This window comes from Acidovorax sp. Root70, from assembly GCF_001428225.1.
In the GTDB taxonomy this organism is placed as follows: domain Bacteria; phylum Pseudomonadota; class Gammaproteobacteria; order Burkholderiales; family Burkholderiaceae_C; genus Acidovorax.
The window spans coordinates 188,331-213,571 of the sequence record NZ_LMHQ01000031.1 but is presented as its reverse complement, the minus strand read 5'-3'; the positions used below and the strand labels follow the sequence as shown (position 1 = coordinate 213,571).

At 61.6% G+C, this 25,241-nt stretch carries 26 protein-coding genes; 12 read left to right on the top strand and 14 right to left on the bottom strand.

Going from position 1 to position 25,241, the window contains the following annotated elements; genetic code table 11:
• The first annotated feature begins 48 nt into the window (after positions 1 to 48).
• The gene (locus tag ASD94_RS20660) at positions 49 to 471 is read left to right on the top strand and encodes a rhodanese-like domain-containing protein (protein WP_056647110.1); all 423 of its coding nucleotides are present in this window, start codon (positions 49 to 51) and stop codon (positions 469 to 471) included.
• A 57-nt stretch (positions 472 to 528) separates the two neighbouring features.
• Here ASD94_RS20660 and ASD94_RS20655 read toward each other — a convergent pair whose 3' ends face one another.
• Genes ASD94_RS20655 through ASD94_RS20615 form a run of 9 tightly spaced genes read right to left on the bottom strand, consistent with a single transcriptional unit; the run spans position 529 to position 10,007 of the window.
• Positions 529 to 2,232, bottom strand: coding sequence for an AMP-binding protein (locus tag ASD94_RS20655; RefSeq protein WP_199226451.1), 1,704 nt, complete (start codon positions 2,230 to 2,232; stop codon positions 529 to 531).
• Between the two features lie 13 nt (positions 2,233 to 2,245).
• Positions 2,246 to 2,950: an ABC transporter ATP-binding protein gene (locus ASD94_RS20650; protein WP_056647105.1), complete on the bottom strand. Its 705-nt coding sequence runs from the start codon at positions 2,948 to 2,950 to the stop codon at positions 2,246 to 2,248.
• Positions 2,943 to 3,692: an ABC transporter ATP-binding protein gene (locus ASD94_RS20645; protein WP_056647102.1), complete on the bottom strand. Its 750-nt coding sequence runs from the start codon at positions 3,690 to 3,692 to the stop codon at positions 2,943 to 2,945. The genes ASD94_RS20650 and ASD94_RS20645 overlap by 8 nt, the downstream gene beginning before the upstream one ends.
• The gene (locus tag ASD94_RS20640; protein WP_056647098.1) at positions 3,689 to 4,693 is read right to left on the bottom strand and encodes a branched-chain amino acid ABC transporter permease; all 1,005 of its coding nucleotides are present in this window, start codon (positions 4,691 to 4,693) and stop codon (positions 3,689 to 3,691) included. The genes ASD94_RS20645 and ASD94_RS20640 overlap by 4 nt, the downstream gene beginning before the upstream one ends.
• Before the next feature lie 3 nt (positions 4,694 to 4,696).
• Positions 4,697 to 5,581 carry a branched-chain amino acid ABC transporter permease gene (locus tag ASD94_RS20635; protein ID WP_056647095.1) on the bottom strand — a complete coding sequence of 295 codons (885 nt, stop codon included), beginning with the start codon at positions 5,579 to 5,581 and terminating at the stop codon, positions 4,697 to 4,699.
• A gap of 12 nt (positions 5,582 to 5,593) precedes the next feature.
• Positions 5,594 to 6,856, bottom strand: coding sequence for an ABC transporter substrate-binding protein (locus ASD94_RS20630; protein ID WP_056647092.1), 1,263 nt, complete (start codon positions 6,854 to 6,856; stop codon positions 5,594 to 5,596).
• Positions 6,857 to 6,889: 33 nt separating this feature from the next.
• Complete coding sequence (locus ASD94_RS20625) at positions 6,890 to 7,684, bottom strand: enoyl-CoA hydratase/isomerase family protein (RefSeq protein ID WP_056647088.1); 795 nt, start codon at positions 7,682 to 7,684, stop codon at positions 6,890 to 6,892.
• A 20-nt stretch (positions 7,685 to 7,704) separates the two neighbouring features.
• Complete coding sequence (locus ASD94_RS20620) at positions 7,705 to 8,787, bottom strand: acyl-CoA dehydrogenase family protein (RefSeq protein ID WP_056647084.1); 1,083 nt, start codon at positions 8,785 to 8,787, stop codon at positions 7,705 to 7,707.
• Positions 8,784 to 10,007 carry an acyl-CoA dehydrogenase family protein gene (locus ASD94_RS20615; protein ID WP_082576963.1) on the bottom strand — a complete coding sequence of 408 codons (1,224 nt, stop codon included), beginning with the start codon at positions 10,005 to 10,007 and terminating at the stop codon, positions 8,784 to 8,786. The genes ASD94_RS20620 and ASD94_RS20615 overlap by 4 nt, the downstream gene beginning before the upstream one ends.
• A 169-nt stretch (positions 10,008 to 10,176) precedes the next feature.
• On the opposite strand from ASD94_RS20615, the gene ASD94_RS20610 reads away from it, so the two are divergent.
• Positions 10,177 to 10,860 (top strand): TetR/AcrR family transcriptional regulator, encoded by a 684-nt coding sequence (locus ASD94_RS20610; RefSeq protein WP_200954262.1) that lies wholly within the window; start codon positions 10,177 to 10,179, stop codon positions 10,858 to 10,860.
• Positions 10,861 to 10,962: 102 nt separating this feature from the next.
• Here ASD94_RS20610 and lysM read toward each other — a convergent pair whose 3' ends face one another.
• Positions 10,963 to 11,451 (bottom strand): peptidoglycan-binding protein LysM, encoded by a 489-nt coding sequence (gene lysM, locus ASD94_RS20605; RefSeq protein WP_056647081.1) that lies wholly within the window; start codon positions 11,449 to 11,451, stop codon positions 10,963 to 10,965.
• Positions 11,452 to 11,631: 180 nt separating this feature from the next.
• Here lysM and ASD94_RS20600 point away from each other — a divergent pair, with 180 nt between their 5' ends.
• Positions 11,632 to 12,399, top strand: coding sequence for a type III pantothenate kinase (locus tag ASD94_RS20600; RefSeq protein ID WP_056647078.1), 768 nt, complete (start codon positions 11,632 to 11,634; stop codon positions 12,397 to 12,399).
• Positions 12,400 to 12,591: 192 nt separating this feature from the next.
• On the opposite strand, the gene ASD94_RS20595 is transcribed toward ASD94_RS20600, so the two are convergent.
• The 3 genes from ASD94_RS20595 to ASD94_RS20585 form a co-directional block, all read right to left on the bottom strand.
• Positions 12,592 to 13,368 carry a hypothetical protein gene (locus tag ASD94_RS20595; RefSeq protein ID WP_056647075.1) on the bottom strand — a complete coding sequence of 259 codons (777 nt, stop codon included), beginning with the start codon at positions 13,366 to 13,368 and terminating at the stop codon, positions 12,592 to 12,594.
• A 53-nt stretch (positions 13,369 to 13,421) separates the two neighbouring features.
• Positions 13,422 to 14,084, bottom strand: coding sequence for a TetR/AcrR family transcriptional regulator (locus ASD94_RS20590; protein WP_056647073.1), 663 nt, complete (start codon positions 14,082 to 14,084; stop codon positions 13,422 to 13,424).
• Between the two features lie 230 nt (positions 14,085 to 14,314).
• Complete coding sequence (locus tag ASD94_RS20585) at positions 14,315 to 14,908, bottom strand: phasin family protein (protein WP_056647069.1); 594 nt, start codon at positions 14,906 to 14,908, stop codon at positions 14,315 to 14,317.
• A 228-nt stretch (positions 14,909 to 15,136) separates the two neighbouring features.
• Between ASD94_RS20585 and ASD94_RS20580 the strand changes: the two genes are divergently transcribed.
• The 9 genes from ASD94_RS20580 (at position 15,137) to ASD94_RS23400 (ending at position 24,100) form a co-directional block, all read left to right on the top strand.
• Positions 15,137 to 17,122 (top strand): SDR family oxidoreductase, encoded by a 1,986-nt coding sequence (locus ASD94_RS20580; protein WP_056647066.1) that lies wholly within the window; start codon positions 15,137 to 15,139, stop codon positions 17,120 to 17,122.
• 110 nt (positions 17,123 to 17,232) lie between these two features.
• Positions 17,233 to 18,321: a dTDP-glucose 4,6-dehydratase gene (rfbB, locus tag ASD94_RS20575; RefSeq protein ID WP_056647064.1), complete on the top strand. Its 1,089-nt coding sequence runs from the start codon at positions 17,233 to 17,235 to the stop codon at positions 18,319 to 18,321.
• Positions 18,318 to 19,208: a dTDP-4-dehydrorhamnose reductase gene (gene rfbD, locus ASD94_RS20570; protein WP_056647057.1), complete on the top strand. Its 891-nt coding sequence runs from the start codon at positions 18,318 to 18,320 to the stop codon at positions 19,206 to 19,208. Before rfbB ends, rfbD begins: the two co-directional genes overlap by 4 nt.
• Before the next feature lie 13 nt (positions 19,209 to 19,221).
• Complete coding sequence (rfbA, locus tag ASD94_RS20565) at positions 19,222 to 20,106, top strand: glucose-1-phosphate thymidylyltransferase RfbA (protein WP_056647055.1); 885 nt, start codon at positions 19,222 to 19,224, stop codon at positions 20,104 to 20,106.
• Between the two features lie 8 nt (positions 20,107 to 20,114).
• Complete coding sequence (gene rfbC, locus ASD94_RS20560; RefSeq protein WP_056647052.1) at positions 20,115 to 20,660, top strand: dTDP-4-dehydrorhamnose 3,5-epimerase; 546 nt, start codon at positions 20,115 to 20,117, stop codon at positions 20,658 to 20,660.
• 73 nt (positions 20,661 to 20,733) lie between these two features.
• Complete coding sequence (locus ASD94_RS20555; protein ID WP_233247260.1) at positions 20,734 to 21,804, top strand: DegT/DnrJ/EryC1/StrS aminotransferase family protein; 1,071 nt, start codon at positions 20,734 to 20,736, stop codon at positions 21,802 to 21,804.
• Complete coding sequence (locus ASD94_RS20550) at positions 21,798 to 22,754, top strand: glycosyltransferase family 2 protein (protein WP_056647046.1); 957 nt, start codon at positions 21,798 to 21,800, stop codon at positions 22,752 to 22,754. Before ASD94_RS20555 ends, ASD94_RS20550 begins: the two co-directional genes overlap by 7 nt.
• Entirely contained in the window at positions 22,747 to 23,706 is a 960-nt protein-coding gene (locus tag ASD94_RS20545; RefSeq protein ID WP_056647041.1) for a WxcM-like domain-containing protein, read from the top strand. Before ASD94_RS20550 ends, ASD94_RS20545 begins: the two co-directional genes overlap by 8 nt.
• A 22-nt stretch (positions 23,707 to 23,728) precedes the next feature.
• Positions 23,729 to 24,100 (top strand): GtrA family protein, encoded by a 372-nt coding sequence (locus tag ASD94_RS23400; RefSeq protein ID WP_158274177.1) that lies wholly within the window; start codon positions 23,729 to 23,731, stop codon positions 24,098 to 24,100.
• A 33-nt stretch (positions 24,101 to 24,133) separates the two neighbouring features.
• On the opposite strand, the gene ASD94_RS20540 is transcribed toward ASD94_RS23400, so the two are convergent.
• Entirely contained in the window at positions 24,134 to 25,231 is a 1,098-nt protein-coding gene (locus ASD94_RS20540) for an acyltransferase (RefSeq protein WP_056647037.1), read from the bottom strand.
• Between the last annotated feature and the right edge of the window lie 10 nt (positions 25,232 to 25,241).

Sequence of the window (25,241 nt, the reverse complement as noted above, 5' to 3'; positions counted from 1 at the left end):
CGCGCCCAGTCCAAACGTTTTGCCTAGTGCCCAGAAAGGATCGAAACCATGACAAATACGCTCTCCTCCGTTTCTCCCGCCGACGGCTATGCCGGTGACGTGACGCCCCAACAGGCCTGGCAATGGGTGCAGACCGGGCAAGCCGTGCTGGTGGACGTGCGCAGCGACGCCGAACGCGAGTGGGTGGGCCACGTGCCCGGCGCCGCTTCTGTGGCCTGGAAGCAATGGCCGGGCATGGCGATGAACGCCGACTTTGATGCCCAGATGCGCGCTGCTGTGCCCGAGGGGGCGCGGGCCGTGCTGCTGTGCCGCAGCGGTGTGCGCTCCATTGCCGCCGCGCGCCGCGCAACCGAGCTGGGCATCACTGCGTACAACATCCTCGAAGGGTTTGAAGGCGATGCGGATGCGCAAAGCCAGCGCGGCAAGAAGGGCGGCTGGCGGTTTCATGGTCTGCCGTGGAAGCAAGGCTGACATCTAGGCGCAGCCCGAGCCCGGCCGGCAATGAACCCCTCCGTGGCATGCGGTGGCTCAGGACGGTACGGGGCCCATGTGGCGCTGTCGTGCATCCTGGCGCAGCAGGTCTTTCTTGATCTTGCCGGACGCTGTGACTGGGAACTGATCCACGAAGAAGATCTGTTCGGGGTACTTTTGCCGAGCGACGCCGGAGTGGTCGAGCAGCGCCAGGATGTCCTGGGCAGCCGGTGTGCAACCGGGTCGCGCGATGACATAGGCACACACCGTTTCACCCAGCCGCGCGTGGGGCATGGCGACCACTGCGGCGGCTTGGACGCTGGGGTGCTGGTGCAGGAGGTCCTCCACCTCCTTGGCACTGATCTTCTCGCCGCCCCGGTTGATGAGGTCCTTGATGCGCCCCGTGAAGACGATCGCGCCTTCGGGCGTGAGCCTGCCCACGTCACCCGTGTGGAAGTAGCCGGCCTTGTCGAACGCCTCGCGCGTGTGTTCCGGGTTGGCATAGCCCAGGAACAATGCAGGTCCGCGCACGCAGATCTCACCCTCTTGGCCCAGGGGGGCCTCTTCGCCATTGGCCGCCTCTATACGTACCTCGTAGTCCACCACCTTGCCGTCGGTTTCTGCGGCCAGCTGCTGCTCGTGTGGTTGCATGAAGCCCAGCGTGATCATGGGCGCTTCGCTCGATCCATACACCCGGAAGGATCGGCAGTGGCTCAGGATACGGGGAACTCTGTAAATGACTTCGGGCGCCACGGCGGCGCCGCCGCACGGAAACAACCGCAGTGAGGGTAAGGTGCGGCCTGTGGCCTCGGCGCGGTCCATGAGCTCCTGCAGAAATGGGGTAGCACCGATGGTGAAGGCCACCCGATCACGCTCGATGATGTCCATTGCCTGGGCGGCGTCCCATTTCTCCATCAGCACGGCGCGTACCCCTCGGTAGAACGGCATTTCTATGCCATGGCTGAAACCGGTGACATGCGTGACCGGCGAAGGCATCAATGTCGTCTCGCCAGGCTGCAGTTGCCAGTAATCAGCGCACATCAATACGGCACGCATCAAGGTGTTGTGCGAGTGCAGCACTGCCTTGGGGTGTCCGGTGGTGCCCGATGTGTACAGCACGAGCTTGACGGCATCGGGCGATACGGTGGGCCACTGCGGAGCAGGGGCCGTGTTGGCCGACAGGGCGGACAGGGCGGACAGGGCGGACAGGGCGGACAGATCTTCCCATGAGCTACCCGGTGCAGTGCCGCGCACCGTCCAGACATGCTGCAGGTCTGGCAGCCGGGGTTGCAGGCGCTGCATCATCTGCGCATGGTCAAAGCCCCGAAATTCCCGGGCCACGAAGATCCCCTTGGCGCGGCTGTCGCGCAGGATCAGTTCCACCTCGTGGTCTCGGTAGATCGTCACGATGGGGCACAGCACCACGCCCAGCAGGCTTGCCGCTAAATCGATGAGCACGCTCTCGTGCCAATTGGGGGTCTGAAAAGCCAGGACATCACCGGGCCGATAGCCGCGCTGCCAGAGTGCCGTCGCCAGGCGTTGTGCATCGCTCCACAAGGCGCCAATCTGGTGAGGTACGCCGTCGTCGACGTGGGTGACGCGCTGCGGTTCCTGCTCTGCAATGCGGCGGGCGCACTGCGCCACTGTGGTGTTCTGCCAGGTACCGTCGGCGCGCCATTGGTCCGCTTGGGCGGTATCGAGTCGAACGGGCCAGCCGCTGATGTCTTGATGGATGGAGGAAGCGGGGTTCTGGCGTTGCATCGGGGAAAATCTTTCAGACGGCAAGGTATTGGGTCTTGAGGGCGGGTTGTGCATCGAACTGCGCCCAGTCTCCCTCGAACACGAGGTTGCCGCTGTCCAGCAGGTACACGTATTCGGCGCATTGCCGCGCATAGGCAATGCTTTGCTCCGCCAGCAGCAAGGTTAGCTGCAGGCGCTCCCGGGCGCGGCGCACTTGCAGGGCCAGATCGTGTGCGACCTTGGGGGCCAGGCCCTCGGCGGGTTCATCGAGCAGCAGCACCTTGGGGGATGCCATCAATCCGCGCGCTACCGCCACCAGCTGTTGCTGTCCGCCAGAGAGCTGGTAGCCCAGGCGTTCCTGCAGGTCGTTTAGCAGCGGAAAGAGGTCGCACACCATCTCCACGGTCATGTGCGGGCTGCGACTTCCGGCGGCATGCAGTGCCAGTTCCAGATTCTGGCGGACTGTCAGGTTGGTGAAGATGCGCCGGTCCTCCGGCACCAGCATCAGGCCCATGCGCGCACGGGCCTCGGTGCTGACGCCTGCAAGGCTGCGACCTTCCAGCAGAACGCTGCCCGTGGCTTGGGGGCCCGCGTCCAGTAACGTCTTGAGCAAGGTGGACTTGCCCGCGCCATTGCGTCCCAGTAGAGCGACGCCGCCACCAGTGGGCACCCGCAGGCTCAAGCCGAACAGGGCCTTGCTGTCACCGTAGCGGGCATGCAGATCGCGAACTTCAAGCATGGTCGTCACCGTCTCCGAGGTAAATGTCTTTGACCCGCTGGTCTTCGCGAATGGCCTGTGGACTGCCCGATGCGATCAGCTGCCCATGGTGCAGTACGGAAATCCGATCGGCCAGGCCGAACACCACATCCATGTCGTGTTCGGTCATGAGCAGTGACAGCCCTCGGGTTTTTTTGATGTGCCGCAGTAGTTGCACCGTGGCCTGCCGTTCGGCGGTGGACATGCCGGCCGTGGGTTCGTCCAGGAACAGCGCCACCGGCTCCAGGGCGAGCACCATGGCCATTTCCAGTCGCTTGCGGTCGCCATAGGCCAGGCTGCTTGCGACCGCGTGCCTCAACGGGGTCAGTCCGATATCGTTCAGCAGCGCCAACAACCTATCATCAACGGGCCGCCCTGCCTGAGCGCGGGGCGAGCGGGCATGGGCTTCCAGCGCGATGTGCAAGTTGTCCTGCACGGTGAGCTTGCCAAACACCCGCGCCACCTGGAAGGTGCGGCCGAAGCCGCGCTGCACCCGCTGGTGCGCAGGCAATGCGGAGATATCCTCCCCGCGAAACTGCACCTGTCCCCGATCGGCCAACAGTTCGCCGGTAAGCACCTTGAACAACGTAGTCTTGCCCGCTCCGTTGGGGCCAATGACCACATGCGACTCGCCCTCGCCAATGGTGAGGCTGACATCGCGCAGCACGCCAATGCGGCCGTAGGACTTGTCCAGCTGGCGCGCGTCCAGCAAAGTGGTGCTCATGGCCTGGGCTCCTGGGGTTTGTGGTGGGCAGGGCGCGAGCGGGTGGTCCAGCGGGAGAGCACGCCCAGCATGCCGCCGGGCAGGGCCAGCACCACCAGCAGCAGCAGCAAACCCGTGACCAGATCCGACAGCCCCACCAGCGTACGAGTGACATAGAACACCGTGCTCAAAGCTATGGCTCCCAGCACGGGCCCCCAGAAATATGCGCTGCCGCCCAGCAAGGTGTACAGGATGGGGTTGGTCGATTGGGACCAGTGCGCCAGCTCGGGGGTAACGATCTGAGCCCAAGGCGCTACCAGCGAGCCGGCGGCTGCGGTGGTGGCACCCGCCAGGGTGAACACCATCCACCGGTGCCGCTGCACCGGAATGCCGAGGAACTCTGCCCGTTCCGGGTCCTGGCGGATTGCCTGGAGGGCGCGGCCGAAGCCGGTGCCTGTCACCCAGCGCAGCAGGGCGATCAGCGCCACACTCACCAGCACGATGAAGTAATAGAACGTGTCACCCCTGCTCAGGTCCCAACCCCAGCCACCCAGGCTGAATCTGGGGCGCGGCAAGGCGCTGAGGCCGTCGTTCTTGCCCAGAAAGCCCGTGTTGGCCACCAGCAGATGTACCAGTTCGGCAAAAGCCAAGGTCAGTATGGAGAAATAGACCCCTTCGCTGCGGCGCAGCGCCACAAAGCCGATACAACCGGCCAGCAAGCCGCCGGCGATGGCCGCGATCAGCAGCGACGGCACCAGGGGCCAGCCGAGCTGCTGGGTGAATACCGCAGTGGCATAGGCCCCCGCCGCATAGAACATCGCCTGTCCGAAGCTCAATACGCCCGACGTGCCGAACAGCAGGTTGAACGACAAGCCGAAGACTGCATTGATCCAGACCATGCCGGCAATGAAGATCAGGCCCCGGTTGAGCAGGTGCGGCACCAGCAGGCCCACGGCCGCCAGCGCCAGCAGGATCAACAGGTCGCGGCGCAGGTGGGAGCCCACAAACAGACTGGCTTGCATGGTTTAGTGCCTCCGGCCCATGAGCCCTTGGGGGCGCAGCAGCAAAATCAGCGTCATGGCAATGAAGAACGGCAGGCCTGGCAGGCTGGGCAGCACCCATTGGCCGACAGCGTCAATCAGCCCCAGCAGGATGGAGCCCAAAAAGGCACCGCTGATGCTGCCCATGCCGCCAATGATGATCACGCCAAAGGCCTGGATCACAAAGCCGCTAGCCAATGAGGGGGACAGCGTCTGGTTGGCCAACAGCAGGCCGCCAGCCAGACCTGCCAGCGCAAAGCCGATGGCAACTGTGGCGGTGTACACCAGGCGCACATTCACGCCCAGCAACCGGGCCATCCACGGGTCGGCGGCAATCGCCTTGACCAGCCGCCCGGGGCGCGTGCGGTTCAGGAAGAACTCCATTGCCACAAACACCGCGATGCCGCAGGCAACAATGAAAGCAGACATCTTTGGAATGACTGCCTGGCCCGCAAGCCAGGCGCCGTCGAGCACCGTAGGCGGCATGACGCTGCGGTAGTTGAGCCCCCAGATGAGCTTGGTACCGCCCTCACACACGAGCAGCAGCGCGTAGGTGGCGATCAGCACATAGGCGTCGTCCACACCGCTGAGGCGGCGCAGGATGAGGCGATCGACTGCCAGGCCAAGCGCCGCCACAACAACACCTCCTACCAACGCACCGAACAGGTACATGGCCATGGATTCGCTACCGCCCAGAGACTGAGTCAGCGAGTACGCCGCATAGGCGCCAATCATGAAAAAGCCGCCGTGCGAGAAGTTCAGGATGTGCAAGGTCCCGAAGATCAGCGTGAGCCCGGCGGCGACTAGAAAAGTCGCCATGGCCCAGGTCAGGCTGTTGACCAACAGGGTCAGAACGTCAGCGAACACCATGGCATGTATCCGTTAGGCCGTGCGCAGCACGAGCTTCTTGCCGGGCGACGCGGGCAGCAGCACCGACTTGCCCTCGACCTTCTGGTATTGGGCCACGCGGTAGCCCTTGTCGGTGGCGGCTGGTTCGATGTAGACAAGCTCCACATCCTTGATAGCCTGGTTGTCCTCTGCGCGCAGCGTACGGGAGCCCGTGACGGTATCCCAGGTCAGGCCCTTGAGGTTGGCAATGACCGATTTTGTGTCTGTGGACTTGCCCTTCTCGATGGCCTTGGCCAGCGCATAAATGCTAGCGTGTGCTTCTGCGGCCCAGCCCAGTGGTTCGGGGTCCTTGGTCTTGGCCAGATAGTCGGCCACAAAGCGGTCGCTCATGGCGTTGCCCTTGTTGGCTTCGGCGTAGTAGTGCATGCCGGTCCAGTGAGGGGGCAATTGCTGCTTCATTCCCCGGGCGACCAGGAATTCATTGGCGGCATCGCACACGACCTTGTAGCGTTGCATCAGTCCAAATCCGCGGGCTTGCTGGAACATGGTGATCGCATCGCCTCCATAGGTCGCGTTGTACACGCCGTCTGCCTGTTGACGCAGGGCCTGGGTGATGGAGTTGCGATAGTCGGAGACGCCGTAGGGAAGCAGGATCGGGTCCAGGATCTCGGGCTTCTTGCCCGTGAGAGCCGGATAGAACTCCAGCAGTCCGTCCACGAAAATGCTCCACATCGTGCGTCCGTATTCGTGGTCCGGGATCAGTCCGGTCCAGCGAGTTATCTGCGGATACTTCTCCGCCATCAGGCGGGCCTGGGCGCGGCCTCGTGCATCCGGTGCGTCGCCTGGGCGGAACAGATTCGGTGAGTAGTTCTCGTGGTTCATCTTTTCCGTGCCTGCGCCGCAGGTCATGAACACGCCGTTCTCCTGTTGCATTACGGGAATCAGCGCCAGCACTACAGCGCTGGAGATTCCGCCGGTATGCAGATTGATGCCCGCACCCAGCAGCTCGCGCGCAGCGGCCAGTGCTGCGGCCGGATTGGCCTTGTCGTCACGGATTTCAAGGGCGACCTGCCGGCCCTGAATGCCCCCGGCCTTGTTGATCTGGTCAACTGCGATCTCAGCACCGTTCTTGACATACGAGCCGATGAATTCTTGGGGGCCGCTCAGCGGGGTGATGAGTCCGATCTTGAGTGGCCCCGCTTGCGCGTGCGCCAGGTTCAGCCCGGGAAGGGACAGTGTGGACGCGGCTGCGGCTGCGCCGTACTTCAGTATGTCTCTGCGATTCGCTGGGTTCATGGTTGTCTCCTGGGGTGTTTCTGCTGACAAGGGTTATTGGCCGGTGAACACTGGTTTGCGCTTCTCGGAGAACGCCTTGACGGCCTCTGCGTGGTCGGCAGTGCGGTTGGAGAGGCACTCGTACGCCACGCCGGCATCGAAGTAGCTGTGGAACAGCTGCTTGAGCGGCAAGTTGGTGGCAATCTTGGTCCAGCGGATAGCCTTGGTGGCGCCTTGCTCCAGCCGGGCCGCCAGCTGTGCGATAGCATCGTCCAGCGCATGCGGCGCAACGACTTCGGTGATCAGGCCGATGCGCTCGGCTTCTGCCGCGGTCATCAGCTCGCCGGTGAAGAGATACTTGCGGGCCTTGGCGTAACCCACCAGTTGAGGCCAGATGATCGCGCCGCCATCCCCGGCCACCAGCCCGACGCTGACGTGCGGATCGCCGATTTTTGCAGTGTCTGCTGCAATGACGATATCGCACAACAGGGCCAGGCTGGCTCCCAGGCCTGTGGCATGGCCGTTAAGCCTGCACAGCAGCGGCTTTTCCAGGTCCAGCTGGCTGAAGACGATGTCCTTGGCCTCTCGGGCCGTTTTTTCAAACTCTGCGGGGTCGTCCACGGAGCGCTGCATCCAATCAATGTCGCCTCCGGCACAAAATGCTGCGCCGTCGCCGGTCAGCACGACGATGTCGCTATCAGGGTCGCGCTGCGCGTCGGTGAACACCTGGGAGAGCTCATGATGTAGTCGAGCATTGACTGCATTGCGTTGCTGTGGTCGGCTCAGCGTCAGGGTGAGCACCCGCCCCTGGCGTTGGAAGCGGATGCATTGGTAGTCATCAAAGTCCATGCTTGCTCCGTGGAGTGAGTTCAAGGGTGAAGTGCTGTGCTGGCTTGTGTGAATGCTTGGAAGTGGTGTTCGGTAGAGCCGTACCACTGCTCGTTGACCCGGGAGCGCCGCAGGTAGTGGCTGATGGCGTATTCCTCGGTGATGCCGATACCGCCGTGCAGCTGCACCGCCTCTTGCGTGACCAGGCGTGCGCTGTCGCAGGCCACTGCCTTGGCGGCATGAACCTGTGCCGCACCGTCGGGGGCTGCACTGGACAGTTGACGCATGGCCTGACGTACGACGGATTCGCTCTCCGCCAAGCGGATGTACATGTCCACGGCGCGGTGCTGCAGCACCTGTTGTGAACCCAGTGTGGTGCCGAACTGTCTGCGCGTCTTGAGATATTCAAGTGTGAGTGTCATGGCTCCTTGCATGACCCCTACCGAATCGGCTGCGACCGCCAGGGTGGCCAGCAGTACGGCCTGTGCATGAGCCCTGGCGATTCCGCCGGAGGTGGATTCGCGCAGGAGGACCCCGCCGCATTGGCGCAGGGCGACAGACGCGGCCCCCCTGCCGTCTAGCAATGGCAAGGCCTGCACACCGAGTCCTGGGCTTCCTGCCGGTACGGCATACAAGCCCTGCCCATCCACGGGGACCAGCAGGGTTTGCGCAATGTCCGCGTCGGGTATCCACGGCCATTTAGCATTCAGGCCTCCTTGTGTGATGGTGGTTGCAGTGAGTGCAGGCGTGACCACTAGGCGCTGCTGTCCAGACACTGCATCAGCCAAGAGCCGGTCGCGGTCAGCGCTGGGCTCGCAGGCCGATAGCAACCGCGCTGGCACCACACCACTACTGATGAACGGCTCGGTCAACAGCGCCCGACCTGCTGCCTGGGATAGCAGCATGATCGAAGACGGCCTGAAACCCAGGCCACCGAGCGCCTCGTCGGCCGAAACAGCACACCAGCCCATGTGTCCGAGGTCACTCCATACACGCGCGTCAAAACGGCGTTGGGGGCCTTCCAGGTGCATGCGGGCGTCGAGCTTGTATCGGTCTTGCAAGTAGCGTTGCGCTGCATCGGCCAGTGCTGCGTCGGTTTCGTCGAGCCATTGCGTTGGTTTCATAGTCCCAGCTCTGCCTTGCTGATGATGTTGCGTTGGATTTCGTTGGAGCCTCCGTAAATCGTGGAGGCTCGGCCATGCAGATATTCGCGCACGGCGCCTGCGGTTTCAGGTGGGCCGAGGCGCGAGGTTGCCTGCTGCTCATGCACCAGTGCCGGGTCGTAGACGGTGGCGCTGGCTCCGAGCCAGTCCATGGAGGCCTCTGAAATCGCCTGCTGCAGCTCGGAGCCACGGATCTTCATGATCGAGGCCTCGACGCCTGCACTGTCCTGCGTGCTCATGTTGCGCGCGGTTTCCAGGCAAAAGGCGCGCAGCACGTGCAGCTGTAGCTGTAGCCTGTGCAGGCGGCGTTCGAACTCTGGCAGGTCCACGCCTTCACCGCCTGCTCGCTCGCGCACAAGGCGCTGCAGGTGCTGTAGCTGCCGCATGGACCGGCCTGTTTCTGCCGCAAGCACGCGCTCGTTGCCCAGCAGAAATTTGGCGTAGTGCCAGCCGCGACCCTCTTCACCTACCAGGTTTTCCATGGGAACTTCTACGTCGTCCAGAAACACCTCGTTGACATGGTGGCAGCCATCCATGGTGCGGATCGGCCGGATCGTGATGCCGGGAGTACGCATGTCGATCAGCAAAAAAGAGATGCCTTGCTGGGGTCGTTCTTCGTCGCTGGTGCGCACGAGGCAGAACATCCAGTCGGCCCATTGCACGTAGCTGGTCCAGATTTTTTGACCTGTTACCCGGTAGCCGTTGCCAGTGCGTACGGCCCGTGTTTTGAGTGAAGCGAGGTCTGAGCCGGCGCCGGGTTCCGAGTAACCCTGGGCCCACCACTCGGTGGAAGCAAGGATCGGCGGCAGGAACCTTTCCTTTTGTGCTGGCGAGCCAAATGTATAGATCACCGGGCCGACATAGTTGACCCCGAAAGGAATCAGCCAGGGCGCTCCGTTGAGCGTGCTCTCTTCTTCGAAGATGAAACGCTCCAGCGGGCTCCAGTCGCAACCTCCATATTGGCGCGGCCAGTGCCCGGCAGACCAGCCCCGGCGGTGCAGCGCATGCAGAAATTCCAGGTTGTCCTGTTTGTTCAGGAAGAGATTGCCATGTACCTTGTGTCTGAGACCTTGAGGCAGTTCATGCATGCAGAACGTCCGCACCGCCTGGCGAAACGCTCCTTCGGCATCCAGCCCTGCGTGCTGGGTGACGGGGGAGGGCAATGGGTTGGTGGAGTGCATGGAATGTCATTTAGATGAATTAAAATGAATTGTGAGTCATAATTCATTTTTGTCCAGTCCAATGCATGACATCGCGGGTAAACACTGAGATTTCTGCCCCAGTGGGGTTCCGCTAGACTGAATCGCTGCGATGCCCAACACGTCGCAGTGCAACACGAGAGGAAACGGATTGGCCCAATCACCGAAGTCCGCCAAGGGCACGGCAGACCTTTTGCCGAGCGAGAGCTGCGTGCCGTTGTCGCCCAAGCCGCGTCTGAATCGCGCCGAGAAGGCTGCGATGACCCGAGACAAGCTGCTGTCATCCGCTGCAGCGGTTGTGGGGGAGTACGGCTACCGTGAGGCATCGGTGCAGCGCATCACCTCTCACGCGGGCATCGCGCAGGGCACTTTCTATCTGTACTTTGAATCGCGGCAGCTGCTGTTCGATGAACTGCTCCCGTATTTTGGTCGGGTGCTTTTGGAGCATGTCCGCGCTCGCGCGCATGGAGTCAAGGGGTTTTTTGAAGTCGAGGAAATTGGGGTGCGTGCAGTGTTTGACTACCTGCAGGAACACCCTTGGTTCTGGCGGGTTCTCAACGAGGCCGAGGTCGAGGCGCCCAAGGCCTGGGCTGCCCATCACGCAGAGGTCTCCCAGCGATACGTAAAGTTTCTCCTACGCGCGGTGGAGCGAGGCGAAATCACAGGCTATTCCAAGGATGAACTAGGCACGCTCGCTTACATGCTGATTGCCGCCCGCGACTATTTGTACATCTATACGAAAAGCCCATTGCGTCCGGCAAGCGCTGGGAACGATGACGTGATTCGGACCTATATGCGATTCTTGCGCCACGGCCTCAAAGTACATAAGGCATGACCGGCGCGGTTCTTCGGAACGCCTTGGTAGGGATAGTGGTAAAAAATTGCCCGTGCCTGATGAACTGGCACGGGCAGCTCTACGGAGATGCCAAGCGAAAGGCTATTTCGCCAACGGCGGAATGCGCAGCTTCTGGCCGGGGTAGATCTTGTCGGGGTGGCTCAGCATGGGCTTGTTGGCCTCGAAGATCACGGGGTACTTGTTGGCGTCACCGTAGAACTTCTTGGCAATGGCGCTCAGCGTGTCGCCGCGCACCACGTCGTGGTACTGGGCTTCGGGCTCGGGGTTGGTCACCTCCATCAGGTTCTCGACGCTGGTCACGCTGGCCACGTTGCCGCAGCACAGGGTCACTTTTTCTTTGGCGGCCTGGGTGGGGGCGGTGCCCTTCACCGTGACCTTGCCCTCGGGGCCCTGAAAGGCCACCTGCACATTGCTGGCGCCCAGGTTTTGCGCTGCGATGTAGGTCTCGATGGCCTTGCTCGCCTTGGCGTTGAGTTCATCCTGCGTGGGGGCGGCGGCGGTGGCAGCCTGTGCGTCCTTGCCGCCAAACAGCTTTTCACCGGCTTCCTTGATGAAACTGAAAAGACCCATGTCGTACCTCCTGAGGTTGCAGAAAAAGGAAGAACCACTGTAGCGGCAATAGCTGGCAGTGGCGTGTCGGACAGCGGAGCGACACGATTTCTCACAATTTGTGGACGGGAAAGGGTGACGCGGCGGTGGGCTGTCGCCCTCGGGCAGGGGCGCATCGCAAAACTCGGGATAATCCGCCGCATGACTTTTCTGGCCATCGACGTCGGTAACACCCGTCTCAAATGGGCGTTGTACGACGCTCCCCGCCCCGGGGCTGCGCTCATTGCGCATGGCGCCGAGTTTCTGGACCATATCGACCGCCTGGCTGAGGGCAGCTGGGCCTCACTGCCCCACCCGGACCGCATGCTGGGCTGTGTGGTGGCGGGTGATGCCGTCAAGCGTCGCGTACAAGAGCAGATGGAAATCTGGGATGTCACTCCGTCGTGGGTGGTGTCGTCGGCGCAGGAGGCAGGGCTGAACAATGGCTACGACCACCCGTCCCGCCTGGGCTCGGACCGCTGGGTAGCCATGATCGGCGCACGCCACCATGTGCTGGCACGTGGCCCGGCGCGGCCATTGATCGTGGTAATGGTGGGCACGGCGGTGACGGTGGAGTGCATCGACACCGAGGGCCGTTTCATGGGTGGCCTCATCCTGCCTGGCCACGGCATCATGCTGCGGGCGCTCGAAACAGGCACTGCCGGTCTGCACGTACCCACAGGCGAGGTGCGCCCTTTTCCCACCAACACCAGCGATGCGCTGACCAGCGGTGGCACCTACGCCATTGCGGGGGCTGTGGAGCGCATGTACCAGCACCTGCTGCAGCACTGCGGTCAGGAGCCCGCCTGCATCATGACGGGCGGCGCGGGCTGGAAGATGGCGCCCAGCATGACGCGGCCCTTCGAGCTGGTGGACAACCTGATTTTTGATGGGTTGCTGGAGATCGCTTCGCAGCGGTTTGGGGGGTGAGGGCTTTTGAGCTCTGCATCACTAGCAGTGCGACACGGCAATCTACTGCAAACCTCTGTGAAAAACTGGCGCTGCGCAAGCCAGAGACACCGAGCAAGGGCCGTCCCGCAGCGAGGGTGTCGTCCCCCTTCCCGAATGGCGTAGCCAGTCGAGAGAAGGGGGAAGCGGCAAAGCCGCTCAGGGGGATGCCTCTTACTCTTCTTCCAGCTCCGTCCGCGCCATCTCCACATCCAGCCGCTCCATGGCGTCCATCGGCTCGGCGGCGGCGGCTTTTTCGTACAGCGCAGTAGCTTCCTTCATCTTCTTGTCGCCTTCCAGCATGACGAGCGCGTTGGCGTACTCGATCATCGCAATGGCGGAGCCTGGGTTGAGCTTGAGCGCTTCCTGGAACAGCTTGAGGCCTGTGTCCTTCTTGGCTCCGTAGGTCATGCCGCCAATCAGTGAGCCCACCTTGTCGATCACTTCGGCATGGAAGGCACCGAGCGCAATGCGCGCGTCGGCGTGTTTGGGCGACAAACCGATGGCCTTTTCGAGCGACTCTTTCACCTTGCCGCCCAGGCCCTGCGCCAGCGCCTTGGCCACGCTGATGCCCTGGCTGTAGCGGCCCAGTGCATAGGCATGCCAGTACCAGGCGTTGGCGTTGTCGGGCTCTGCCGCCGCCTGGGCCTGCGCCCGTTCGGCCACCTGCATGAACAGGTCCAGGCGCGTCTTTTCCTTGGGCTCCAGGTAGTTGGCGTAGATGGAGGTGGCCTTGTTGGCTGCAGTGATGCCCGCGCCACCAGCTGCCAGGCCTGCAGCCGCCGCTTTCTCAAAGTCACCGTTGTGGAACAGCGCCCAGGCTTCCAGCACGGCGGCGTCCTTGGGGCAGGGTTCGGCATCACCGCCATGCAGTCGGGCCCAATGCTTCTTGACGCTTGCAGCGTCGAACCGGTAGTCGCCTGCGTGGGGGAAGGGGGTCCATTTGGCCATGGTGTGTGTCTCCGGAGGTTCTTGTGGGGGGGCTGTGGTGGGCTGTCTCTGTATCAGCCAGACACTGGGGCGTAGGCGCCGACCAGCTCCAGCAGGTGGGCGCGCTGACCGCTTTCGAGGTACGGCATGAGCAGGTTCAGCACATGGTGGGCGCCCCGCAGCAGCGCGGACTGGGCGCTTTCGGGCTCCAGCGCGCGGCGCGGGTCGCGCACGTATTCAAAACTGAGCCAGTAGGTCAGCACCACGACCATGCTGGTGGCAGTGGCCTCCAGCTCGCGCGAGTCGATGTGCAGTGCGTCTGTACGCGCCATGCCGTCCAGCATGGCTCGCACTGCGCGGGTCTTGTTCTTGAGGATGGCCTGGAAGTGGGTTTCCAGACGCCGGTTCTTGGACAGCAGGTCGTTGAGGTCGCGGTACAAAAAGCGGTACTGCCAGATCAGCTCGAACAGCGAGTGCATGAAAAACCAGGCGTCCTCCACATTGCGTACACCGTCGGCGGCGGCCAGCAGCTCGGTGAGCGAGCTTTCGTAGCGATCAAACAGCGCGTTGATCAGCTCATCCTTGGCGGGGTAGTGGTAGTACAGGTTGCCGGGGCTGATGCGCAGCTCGGCCGAGATCAGGGTGGTGGAGACGTTGGGTTCGCCGAACCGGTTGAACAGGTCCAGCGTCACTTCCAGAATGCGTTCTGCGGTGCGGCGTGGCGCTTTCTTCACCATGTGTGCGGGCCCCTTCGCGTCGTTGTGTGTCGTTGTTGCGTTGTCTCTGATGGCTACTCTAACCCACGCAGTCATGCTGCAGTGCGACATGAGCTGAGGGTGCGCGTGCTGCATCCAGACTGCTTGTAGCGCACTTCAAGGGTTTCACCAAAAAAAGAAAAGCGGCCCAGGCACCGAGGCGCGTGGACCGCTTTGTGCGGGTGGGGTGCTTGCCGGCGGCAAGCCTCCGATCAGCTGGCCGAGGGCGTGCTGGTGGCTGCGTCGGCCGCGGCACGTGTTGCGGTCTTCTTAGCCGCTGCCTTCTTAGCGGGGGCTTTGGCTGCGGGCTTGGCGGCCGCCTTGGCAGGCGCGGCCTTCTTTGCAGCCGCCTTCTTGGCGGGGGCCTTGGCTGCGGGTTTGGCGGCTGTCTTGGTAGGTACGGCCTTGCTGCCCTTCGCAAGTGCGTCCACACGGGCGCTCAGGGCTTCCAGGTCGCGGGCAGAGGGGACGCCCAGCTTGGATAGCGCCTTGGCCACACGGTCTTCAAAGATGTTTTCGAGCTTGTCCCACTGGCCCTGGGCCTTGGAACCGATGTCGCTGGCCATGGTGGTTACGCGGCTGGTGGCTTCGGTGATCTTTTCTTCGGCCACGGCCTGGGTCTTGCGCTGGATAGTCAGGCCTTCCTTGACCAAGGCTTCAAACACCTTGCCGCCTTCTTCCTGCGCCTTGGAGAAGGCGCCCAGGCCGGCCAGCCAGATCTGCTGTGCGGAGTCCTTGACGGTGCTGGACAGTTGGGCGTTGCTCTTCTTCTTGTCAGCGCTGAGTTTCTGCAGTTTCTTGACCATAAGGCCTCCGTGGTGCGGTTGGTTGGGGTTGCCGGGGCGATTTTGCCTTCGGCGCATGGCCGCACTGTACGCCGCGCGGCGCGCAAGGTGTAGGCGTGTGCTCCTAAAAATGTAGAGCGTGCCATCTAGCCCGCCCGGCAGCCGGGCGCCTAGCATCGGCGCGGGTTTCTGCTGAATCGGTGCGCGCAGGCCTTGGGCAAGAATGAAGCTATCTCAGAGGAGTTATCCATGCAGTATTTCGTGACGGGGGCAACGGGGTTCATTGGCAAGCGGCTGGTCAAGAAGCTGCTGGAGCGCAAGGGGGCGGTGGTCCACTTCCTGATCCGCAAGGAGAGTGCAGACAAGGTGGCCGACCTGCGCAGCTTCTGGGGCGTGGGCCCTGCACGTGCCGTCCCCGTGTTTGGCGACCTCACGGCCAAGAAGCTGGGCGTGGCGGCCGACGACGTGAAGAAGCTCAAGGGCCAGATAGATCATTTCTACCACCTGGCGGCCGTCTATGACCTGGGTGCCGATGAAGAGACCCAGGTGGCAGTGAACATCGAAGGTACGCGAAACACGGTGGACCTGGCCAAGGCCATCGATGCCGGGCACTTCCACCATGTCTCGTCGATTGCAGCCGCAGGCCTGTACGAAGGCGTGTTCCGCGAAGACATGTTCGACGAGGCCGAGGGCCTGGACCACCCGTACTTCCAGACCAAACACGAGAGCGAAAAAATCGTGCGCCACGATTGCAAGGTGCCTTGGACGGTTTACCGCCCGGCCATGGTGGTGGGCGACAGCCAGACCGGCGAAATGGACAAGATCGACGGCCCCTACTACTTTTTCAAGCTCATCCAGCGCTTGCGCCAGCTGCTGCCGCCCTGGATGCCCACGGTGGGCCTCGAGGGCGGGCGCGTGAATATCGTGCCTGTGGACTTCGTGGTCAACGCTCTCAACGTTATCAGCCACCGGAAGGACATCACCAAAAAGTGCTACCACCTGGTGGACCCGGTGGGCTACCGCGTGGGCGACGTGCTCGACATCTTCAGCCGCGCCGCACACGCACCGCGCATGAACCTGTTCGTCAATGCCGCGCTGCTGGGCTTCATTCCCAAGGGCATCAAGAAAAGCTTGATGGCGCTGGCGCCCGTGCGCCGCGTGCGCAACGCCGTCATGAAGGACCTGGGCCTGCCCGAGGACATGCTCACCTTTGTGAACTATCCCACGCGCTTTGACTGCCGCGAGACCCTGGCGGCGCTCAAGGGCTCGGGCGTGTCGTGCCCCAACCTCAAAGACTATGCTTGGCGTCTGTGGGACTATTGGGAGCGCCACCTGGACCCTGAGCTGTTCATTGACCGTACGCTCAAGGGTACGGTGGCGGGCAAGGTGGTGCTGATTACCGGTGGGTCGTCAGGCATCGGGTTGGCGGCCGCGCACAAGTTTGCTGAGGCAGGTGCCATCACCATCATCTGTGGGCGCGATCAAGACAAGCTGGACGAGGCCTGCGCAGAAGCCAAGGCCAAGGGCTATAGCTTCATTGCCTATTCGGCGGACATTGCCGACATGGCTGACTGTGACCGCTTTGTGCAGTTGCTTATCGACAACCACGGAGGCGTGGATTTCCTCATCAACAACGCAGGCCGCTCCATTCGTCGTGCCATCGAGTCGAGCTACGACCGCTTTCATGACTACGAGCGCACCATGCAGCTCAACTACTTCGGCTGCCTGCGTGTGACCATGGGCTTCCTGCCCGGCATGGCCGCCAAGCGCAAGGGCCATGTGGTGAACATCAGCTCCATCGGCGTGCTGACCAACGCGCCGCGCTTCTCGGCCTATGTGGCCAGCAAGGCGGCCCTGGACGCCTGGACGCGCTGCGCGTCCAGCGAATTCGCGGACCAGGGCATCACCTTCACCACCATCAACATGCCGCTGGTGCGCACGCCCATGATCGCGCCTACCAAAATCTACAACAACGTGCCCACCCTGAGCCCCGAAGAGGCGGCCGACATGATCGCGCAGGCCTGCATCTTCAAGCCGGTGCGCATCGCTACGCGCCTGGGGATCACCGGGCAGATCCTGCACGCGCTGGTGCCGCGTGTGGCGCAGATCACGATGAACACAAGCTTCCGCATGTTCCCGGATTCCACGGCCGCGAAGGGTACCAAGGATGCCAAGCCGCAGCTGTCGGCCGAGGCGGTGGCGCTGCAGCAGATGATGCGTGGCATTCATTTTTGAGGCTGCGTCGCCTTGCCCGAATGTGCTCGCGTTGAACTCTGTTACCCGGTGATCAGGCGGGCGGGGATAATCACAGGCTTTGCCGAGCTGGCATTTCACACAGCCTCCCTATGATTCTGGTTACTGGCGGCGCGGGTTTTATCGGCGCCAACTTCGTTCTTGACTGGCTTGCCGCCTCCGGCGAGCCCGTGGTCAACCTCGACAAGCTCACCTACGCGGGTAACTTGCACAACCTGGACGGCATCCAGGGCGACCCCCGTCACATCTTCGTGCAGGGCGACATCGGCGACTTCGCCCTGCTGGCCCGCCTGTTGGCTGAGCACAAGCCCCGCGCCGTGGTCAACTTTGCGGCCGAGTCGCATGTGGACCGCTCCATTCATGGGCCCGAGGACTTCATCCAGACCAACATCGTGGGCTCGTTCCGCCTGCTCGAAGCCGTGCGCGCCTACTGGGGCGCGCTGCCCGAGGGCGAGCGCGCGGCCTTCCGCTTCCTGCACGTCTCCACCGACGAGGTGTACGGCTCGCTCGCGCCCAACGACCCTGCCTTCGCCGAGACGCGGGGCTTCGAGCCCAACAGCCCCTACAGCGCCAGCAAGGCCGCCAGCGACCACCTGGTGCGCGCCTGGCACCACACCTACGGCCTGCCGGTGCTCACCACCAACTGCAGCAACAACTACGGGCCCTACCACTTCCCCGAGAAGCTGATCCCGCTGATGATCGTGAACGCCCTGGCGGGCAAGAACCTGCCGGTGTATGGCGACGGCATGCAGGTGCGCGACTGGCTGTACGTGAAGGACCACTGCAGCGCCATCCGCCGCGTGCTCGAAGCCGGTGCCCCCGGCGAGACCTACAACGTGGGCGGCTGGAACGAGAAGCCCAACATCGAGATCGTGAACATGGTGTGCGGCCTGCTCGACGAGCTGCGCCCCCGCGCCGACGGTCAGAGCTACCGCACCCAGATCACCTATGTGAAGGACCGCCCCGGCCACGACCGCCGCTATGCGATCGATGCGCGCAAGATCGAGCGCGAGCTGGGCTGGAAGCCCGCGGAAACCTTCGACACCGGCATCCGCAAGACCGTGCAGTGGTATCTGGAGCATGCCGACTGGGTGGCCAGCGTGCAGACGGGCGCGTACCGCGGCTGGGTGGAGACCCAGTACGAGCAGCAGCCTGCCTCTGCGACGGACGCCCGCGCATGAACATCCTGCTGTTTGGCAAAGGCGGCCAGGTCGGTTGGGAGCTGCAGCGCAGCCTGTCGGTGCTGGGAACGGTCACGGCGCTCGACTTCGACAGCACCGAGCACTGTGGCGACTTCGCGAACCCCGCCGGTGTGGCCGAGACGGTGCGTGCATTGCGTCCTGACGTCATCGTCAATGCCGCGGCCCACACCGCCGTGGACAAGGCCGAGGGCGAGGCCGAGCTGGCCCGCACCCTGAATGCCATCACTCCCGGCGCCATCGCGGTGGAAGCCGCGAAGCTCGGCGCATGGCTCGTGCACTACAGCACCGACTACGTCTTCGGCGGAAGCGGCACCCGCCCCTGGGTCGAGACCGACACGCCCGCTCCCTTGAGTGTGTACGGTCGCACCAAGCTTGAAGGCGAGCAGCTCATCGCTGAGGCTTGCGCGAAGCACCTGATCTTGCGCACCAGCTGGGTCTACGCGGCGCGTGGCGGCAACTTCGCCAAGACCATGCTGCGCCTGGCGCAGGAGCGTGAGCGCTTGACCGTGATCGACGACCAGTGGGGCGCACCCACGGGGGCCGATCTGCTGGCCGACGTGACGGCGCATGCGCTGCGCCACCTGCAGCAGCGTCCGCAGGACGCGGGCCTGTACCACTGCGTTGCAGCCGGTGCAACGAACTGGAACGAGTACGCGAAATTCGTGATTGCGCAGGCACAGATTGCGCAACCTGCTATCAAAATAAAAGCAAATGAGGTTGCGCCCGTTCCGACGAGCGCGTTCCCCACTCCCGCTGTGCGTCCGCACAACTCGCGCCTTGATACCGACAAGCTGCGGGCCACCTTCGGCTTGAAGATGCCGCACTGGCAAGCGGGCGTGGCGCGCATGCTGGCTGAAATTCTCTGATCGGCACCTTCACATGACGCAACGCAAAGGCATCATCCTTGCCGGAGGCTCCGGGACCCGGCTGCATCCGGCCACCCTGGCCATCAGCAAGCAACTGCTGCCGGTGTACGACAAGCCCATGATCTACTACCCGCTGAGCACCCTGATGCTCGCGGGCATCCGTGACATCTTGGTCATCAGCACGCCGCAGGACACACCGCGGTTCGAGCAGCTGCTGGGCGACGGCAGCCAATGGGGCCTTAACCTGCAATATGCCGTGCAACCCAGTCCGGATGGCCTGGCGCAGGCTTTTATCATCGGAGAGTCCTTCCTGGCCGGTGCGCCCAGTGCGCTGGTGCTGGGCGACAACATCTTCTACGGCCACGACTTCCACGAACTGCTGGGCAACGCACAACAGCGGACGGTGGGCGCCAGCGTTTTTGCCTACCATGTGCAGGATCCGGAGCGATACGGCGTGGCCGAGTTCGACGTTCACGGCAAAGTGCTTTCGCTGGAGGAAAAGCCGATGCAACCGAGGAGCAGCTACGCAGTCACAGGCCTGTATTTCTACGACGAGCAGGTAGTTGATATGGCCAAAAATCTTGTGCCGTCACCCCGTGGTGAGCTTGAGATCACCGACTTGAATCGCTTGTATCTGGAGCTGGGGCAGTTAAACGTGGAGATCATGGGGCGGGGCTATGCGTGGCTTGATACGGGAACGCACGACAGCTTGCTCGAGGCGGGCCAGTTCATCGCCACGCTCGAGCGCCGCCAAGGTCTGAAGATCGCCTGCCCCGAGGAAATCGCGTGGCGTCAGCGCTGGATCGACGCGACCCAGCTCGAGCGCCTTGCAATTCCCCTCAGCAAGAACGGCTACGGCCAGTACCTGCTGCGCATGGCCCAAGAAAAAATCTACTGAGAACCCGAATGCAAGCCACTCGCCTCGCCGTTCCCGATGTCGTCCTGATCGAGCCCAAGGTGTTCGGCGATGCGCGCGGGTTTTTCTACGAAAGCTTCAACCAGCGCGACTTCAACGCTGCCACCGGCACCGACTATTCGTTCGTGCAGGACAACCACAGTCGCAGCAGCCAAGGTGTGCTGCGCGGCCTGCATTACCAGATAAAGCAGCCCCAGGGCAAGCTCGTCCGCGTGGTGCAGGGAGCCGTGTTTGACGTGGCGGTGGACATCCGCAAAAGCTCGCCCACCTTTGGCCAATGGGTGGGAGCGGAACTGAGTGCCGACAACCACCGCCAGCTCTGGGTGCCGCCGGGTTTTGCGCACGGTTTCGTGGTGCTCAGCAAAACAGCCGAGTTTTTGTACAAGACCACCGATTACTACGCGCCGGAGCATGAGCGCTGTATCGCCTGGAACGACGCCGATCTGCGCATCGATTGGCACTGGGGCGGCCGCCCCGTCCTGTCCGACAAAGATGCGCGCGGTCTTGCGCTTGTGCACGCCCAATTGTTTGCCTGAAACTCTCCCCCTACCTCTTATGCATCCTCCCGATCCCATTCCTTTGTTCTCAGCCGCTGCAGTCAACACAGGCATGGATCTGGCCACCGCCGTTCAGCAAGTGCTTGACAGTCACTGGTACGTACTAGGCCAGCAGGTGCAGGGCTTTGAGTCAGAGTTTGCGCGCTATATCGGGACAGAACACTGCGTGTCTGTCGCCAACGGAACCGATGCTCTGGAACTTGCATTGCGGGCCGTGGGCGTGGTCCCCGGGGACAAGGTCGTGACTGTCGCCAACGCGGGGTTTTACGGCAGCACCGCGATCCGCGCCATTGGTGCCGTTCCCTTGTATGCCGATGTCGACGAGACCACGCTCACGCTTTCTCCCATGGCGTTGGAGCAGGCCCTGGCCAGCCAGCCAGCGGCCGTCATCGTCACCCATCTGTACGGACAGATGGCCGACATGCCGGCGCTGTCGGCGTTGTGTGAGCGCGCGGGTGTGCCGCTTATAGAAGACTGTGCTCAGGGGCACGGCGCCTCGTTGGCAGGGCGCAAGGCGGGGAGTTGGGGGCAGTTGGGCTGCTTCAGTTTCTATCCCACCAAAAATCTTGGGGCATTGGGAGACGGCGGCGCCATCACGACGGGCGATGCGGCCTTGGCAGCCGGGCTGCGCACCTTGCGCCAGTACGGCTGGTCGCATAAATACACAGTCGCCGTGCCAGGTGGGCGCAACAGCCGGCTTGACGAAATACAGGCGGCCATCTTGCGTGTCAAGTTGCCTTTGCTGGACTCACAGAATGCCCAGCGCCGTCAGATTGCCGCGCACTACAATCGGGCGCTCGCTGCGTTGCCCTTGCAGTGCCCACCCTCGGTGAATTGCGATAACGCGGCCCATCTCTATGTGCTGCGCTCTCCGGTGCGCGACGCGCTGCGTGCTTTCTTGCAAGCTCATGGCATTGCGACCGATGTGCATTACCCCGTTGCTGATCACCTGCAGCCCGCCTACTCGCATGCCCATCTGGTGGGTGCGCTGGAGGTCACGCAGGCCGCCTGCGCGGAGGTGGTTTCCTTGCCATGTTACCCCGGGATGTCACAAGCCGATGTGGACCGCGTCATTGGTGTTGTGCAGGCGTTTTTTATGCAGGACAAAGGCCCAGCGTGCTGAGTCTCGTTGTCCCTGTGTACCGTAACGAAGAGTCTCTGCCTGATTTGCTCGCCGCGGTGCAAGGCCTGAGCGAGCAGCTTAGCGGAGCCATGGAAACCATTTTCGTGGTAGATGGTAGCCCTGACAGGTCGTACGAAATTCTACGAGAGCGCTTGGCACAGTGTGCGTTCCGCTCGCGCCTGGTTTTGCTCACACGCAATTTTGGCTCCTTTGCGGCCATCCGCGCGGGGCTCGAAATTGCTGATGGGCCGTATTTCGCGGTGATGGCCGCTGATCTGCAAGAGCCCCCCGAACTGGTGCTGCAAATGTATGGCATCCTCGCGCAAGATCAGGCAGACATTGTGGTGGCCGTGCGCGAGGCGCGCATGGAGCCGTTGCTCAAGCGCTTGCCTGCGCAAATTTTCTGGGGCTTGTACCGCCGCTACGTCGTTCCTGACGTGCCACCCGGCGGTGTGGATGTGTTTGCCTGTAATCGCGTTTTTCGCGATACGCTCATGCAGCTGGAAGAACGCCACAGCTCGCTGATCGCGCAAATTTTTTGGCTGGGTTTCAGGCGCCGGCAAGTGCCCTACGTGCGCCAGCCGCGCCAACATGGCAAATCGGCCTGGACACTGCGTAAGAAAATCAACTACCTCATGGACAGCGTTTTTGCCTTTACCGACTTGCCCATACGCCTGCTGGTTCGGGGCGGCGCCATGGGGGCAGCGGCTGCCGCAATAGTGGGGCTGATCGTTGCGGTGGCGCGGGCTATAGGTGCAATCACGGTGCCAGGCTATGCCATGACCATGTTGATGATTGTGTTCTTTGGCGCGCTCAATCTGCTGAGTTTGGGCATCGTCGGGTCTTATGCTTGGCGAGCCTATGAAAACACCAAGGCCCGTCCGCTGGCCATCCGCTTGCGCGTCGAAACCTTCAACTCCCTTGAATCCCGCGTATCTTCCCATGGCTGACGCATTTGTTCATCCTCAGGCTCTGTGCGAGAGCCCTCATCTGGGCGCAGGAACGCGTGTCTGGGCCTTTGCGCATCTATTGCCCGGCGCGCGCGTTGGCGCTGACTGCAATATCTGCGACCACGTGTTTATCGAAAACGATGTCGTTTTGGGTGACCGCGTCACCATCAAATGTGGCGTGCAGTTGTGGGATGGCGTACGTCTGGAAAACGACGTGTTTGTCGGCCCCAATGCCACTTTCACGAATGATATTTTTCCGCGCAGCAAACAGTATCCGCAGGCGTTCGCGCATACCCATGTGCGTCGCGGAGCGTCTATCGGCGCCAACGCCACTATCCTGCCGGGCGTGACTATTGGCGCGAGCGCCATGGTGGGGGCTGGGGCCGTCGTAACCCACGACGTGCCCCCCAATGCCGTGGTGGTTGGCAATCCAGCGAAGATCGTCGGCTATGTGGATCCAGCTTCACATGCCGCCGGCGAACAGGCCGATAGTTCTGCTGCGACCATGCCTGCTATCGGCGTACGCTCAACCCGGGTGCGCGGCGTGACTTTGCACATTCTCCGCCAGGTGGTGGATATGCGCGGCAGCCTGTCGGTAGCGGAGCTGGGGCAGGATGTGCCCTTTGAGGCGCGCCGCTACTTCTTGGTATTTGACGTGCCCAGCATCGAAATCCGCGGAGAGCATGCGCATTTGCAATGTGCCCAGTTTCTGGTTGCGGTGAAAGGCAGCGTACATGTGGTGGCCGACGATGGTCGTTGCCGCGAGGAGTTCGTGCTTAGCCACCCGTCACAGGGGCTGTTGTTGCCGCCCATGACCTGGGGCATCCAATACCGCTATTCGTCTGATGCCGTGCTTCTCGTATTGGCTTCCGAGCGTTATGACGCGGCCGACTATGTACGGGACTACGACGCATTCTTGGCACTCGTCCATTCGCAACCTTTTGGGTCGTGAGCTGCTTTTTTATTATTCAATAATGCCGAGCAGCCTACTGCGTTTCCTCGCATCTGGCGCAGCCAATACGCTGGTATCGTATGTCTTATATTTATTGTTGCTGCGCTTTATGCCTTACCAGTGGGCTTATAGCCTAGCGTATGCCGCAGGCATTGTATTGGCTTACGTACTTTATCGATACTACGTATTCAAGGCCAGCGGCGGAAAACTTGGGCCCATGATGGTGGTGATGATTTATTTTCTTCAGTACTGCCTTGGTCTTGGGCTGGTATTGATATGGGGGCAGTGGCTTGGGCTCCCAGTAGTTTTTGCCCCTGTATTTGCTATTTTCTTGTCTATTCCTGTTACTTACGTGCTCAGTCGAAGAGTTTTTCGACATAGGGAAAAAAAATGATGGCGGCGTGGTTTGCAGGCAGGCTTTAAGCGATTAATAGATTTTAATATTTTCTACACGAATATAAGGTTGTCGCCATTTCATAAATGGTATCTCTATAAGTCGATAGCTGGCGCCGGCAATTGGCAGCATCAATCCAAAGCAGACCAGTGCCCATGCAAGTGCCGTGTAGAAGTTTGAAATATCCATGATTTTTTCATGAATAAAACGTGCGGCAGAGAAAACAAAGAACATGTGCAGTAAGTAGATGGAATATGAGTACTCGCCTACTTTTGCCAACATGCTGGATGCAAAGCCGGTCGAGTGCTTGAATGAGGTGTCGTACCAGCTAATGAAGAGCGCAAAGAACAGGCCTTCAATGGTGCCCATGACGACCCAGATGGGGTTGGTAGATGGGTAGCTCGGGGAGCGCATAAAACCGCCAAGTGCGTCGAATTTCCAGTAGAACGCAAAAAACAGAGCAGAAGTCATCGCCATGGAAAAATGGCGGCCTCTCATGCTGTTGCCAAAGCGGTATGCCAGCATGCCAAGCAGAAATTGATCGATTCTTCCAACGATGGTGAAATAGGCAAGATTTTGCACCTCACCACGATTCTCATAAATGAGCCATCGAAGTGCTACGGCTGCGACCAAGATGCCACCCATCGCAGTTTTTGATTTACTCAGCAAGATAAGCAGCAAGGGCAATATTAGGTAAAAATGGAACTCCACAGTGATGGACCAACCACCATTTGGCAGTGATGGGGCGATCAGTCCTTCCGCGATGGAGAGAAGATAGTTTTTTATTTCATCTGAACTAGTGCCGGTGTAGGCAATGACAAAAAAACGAATGAAAATCACGAAAAGCAGCAATGGAAGCAGTCGAAGGCCTCTATTCCATAAGAATTTTTTGTAATCTATCTTCTTGTTGCTCAGGAGTTTTGAGAATAAATAGCCGCTCAAGACCATGAATAAGGCAACGCCTGTGTGTCCTTCGTCCAGCAAGGCCAGTGGAAATATGACCGGGGCCTGACTGAATGGAACGGGGTAGCCATTGACCGAGTGAAGAAAATGCCAAGTGAAGACGATGAAGGCCGCCAGCGCACGGACATGATCTAGGGCAATATAGTGGGCTCCAGACGTTGATTTCATGTGATGTTTT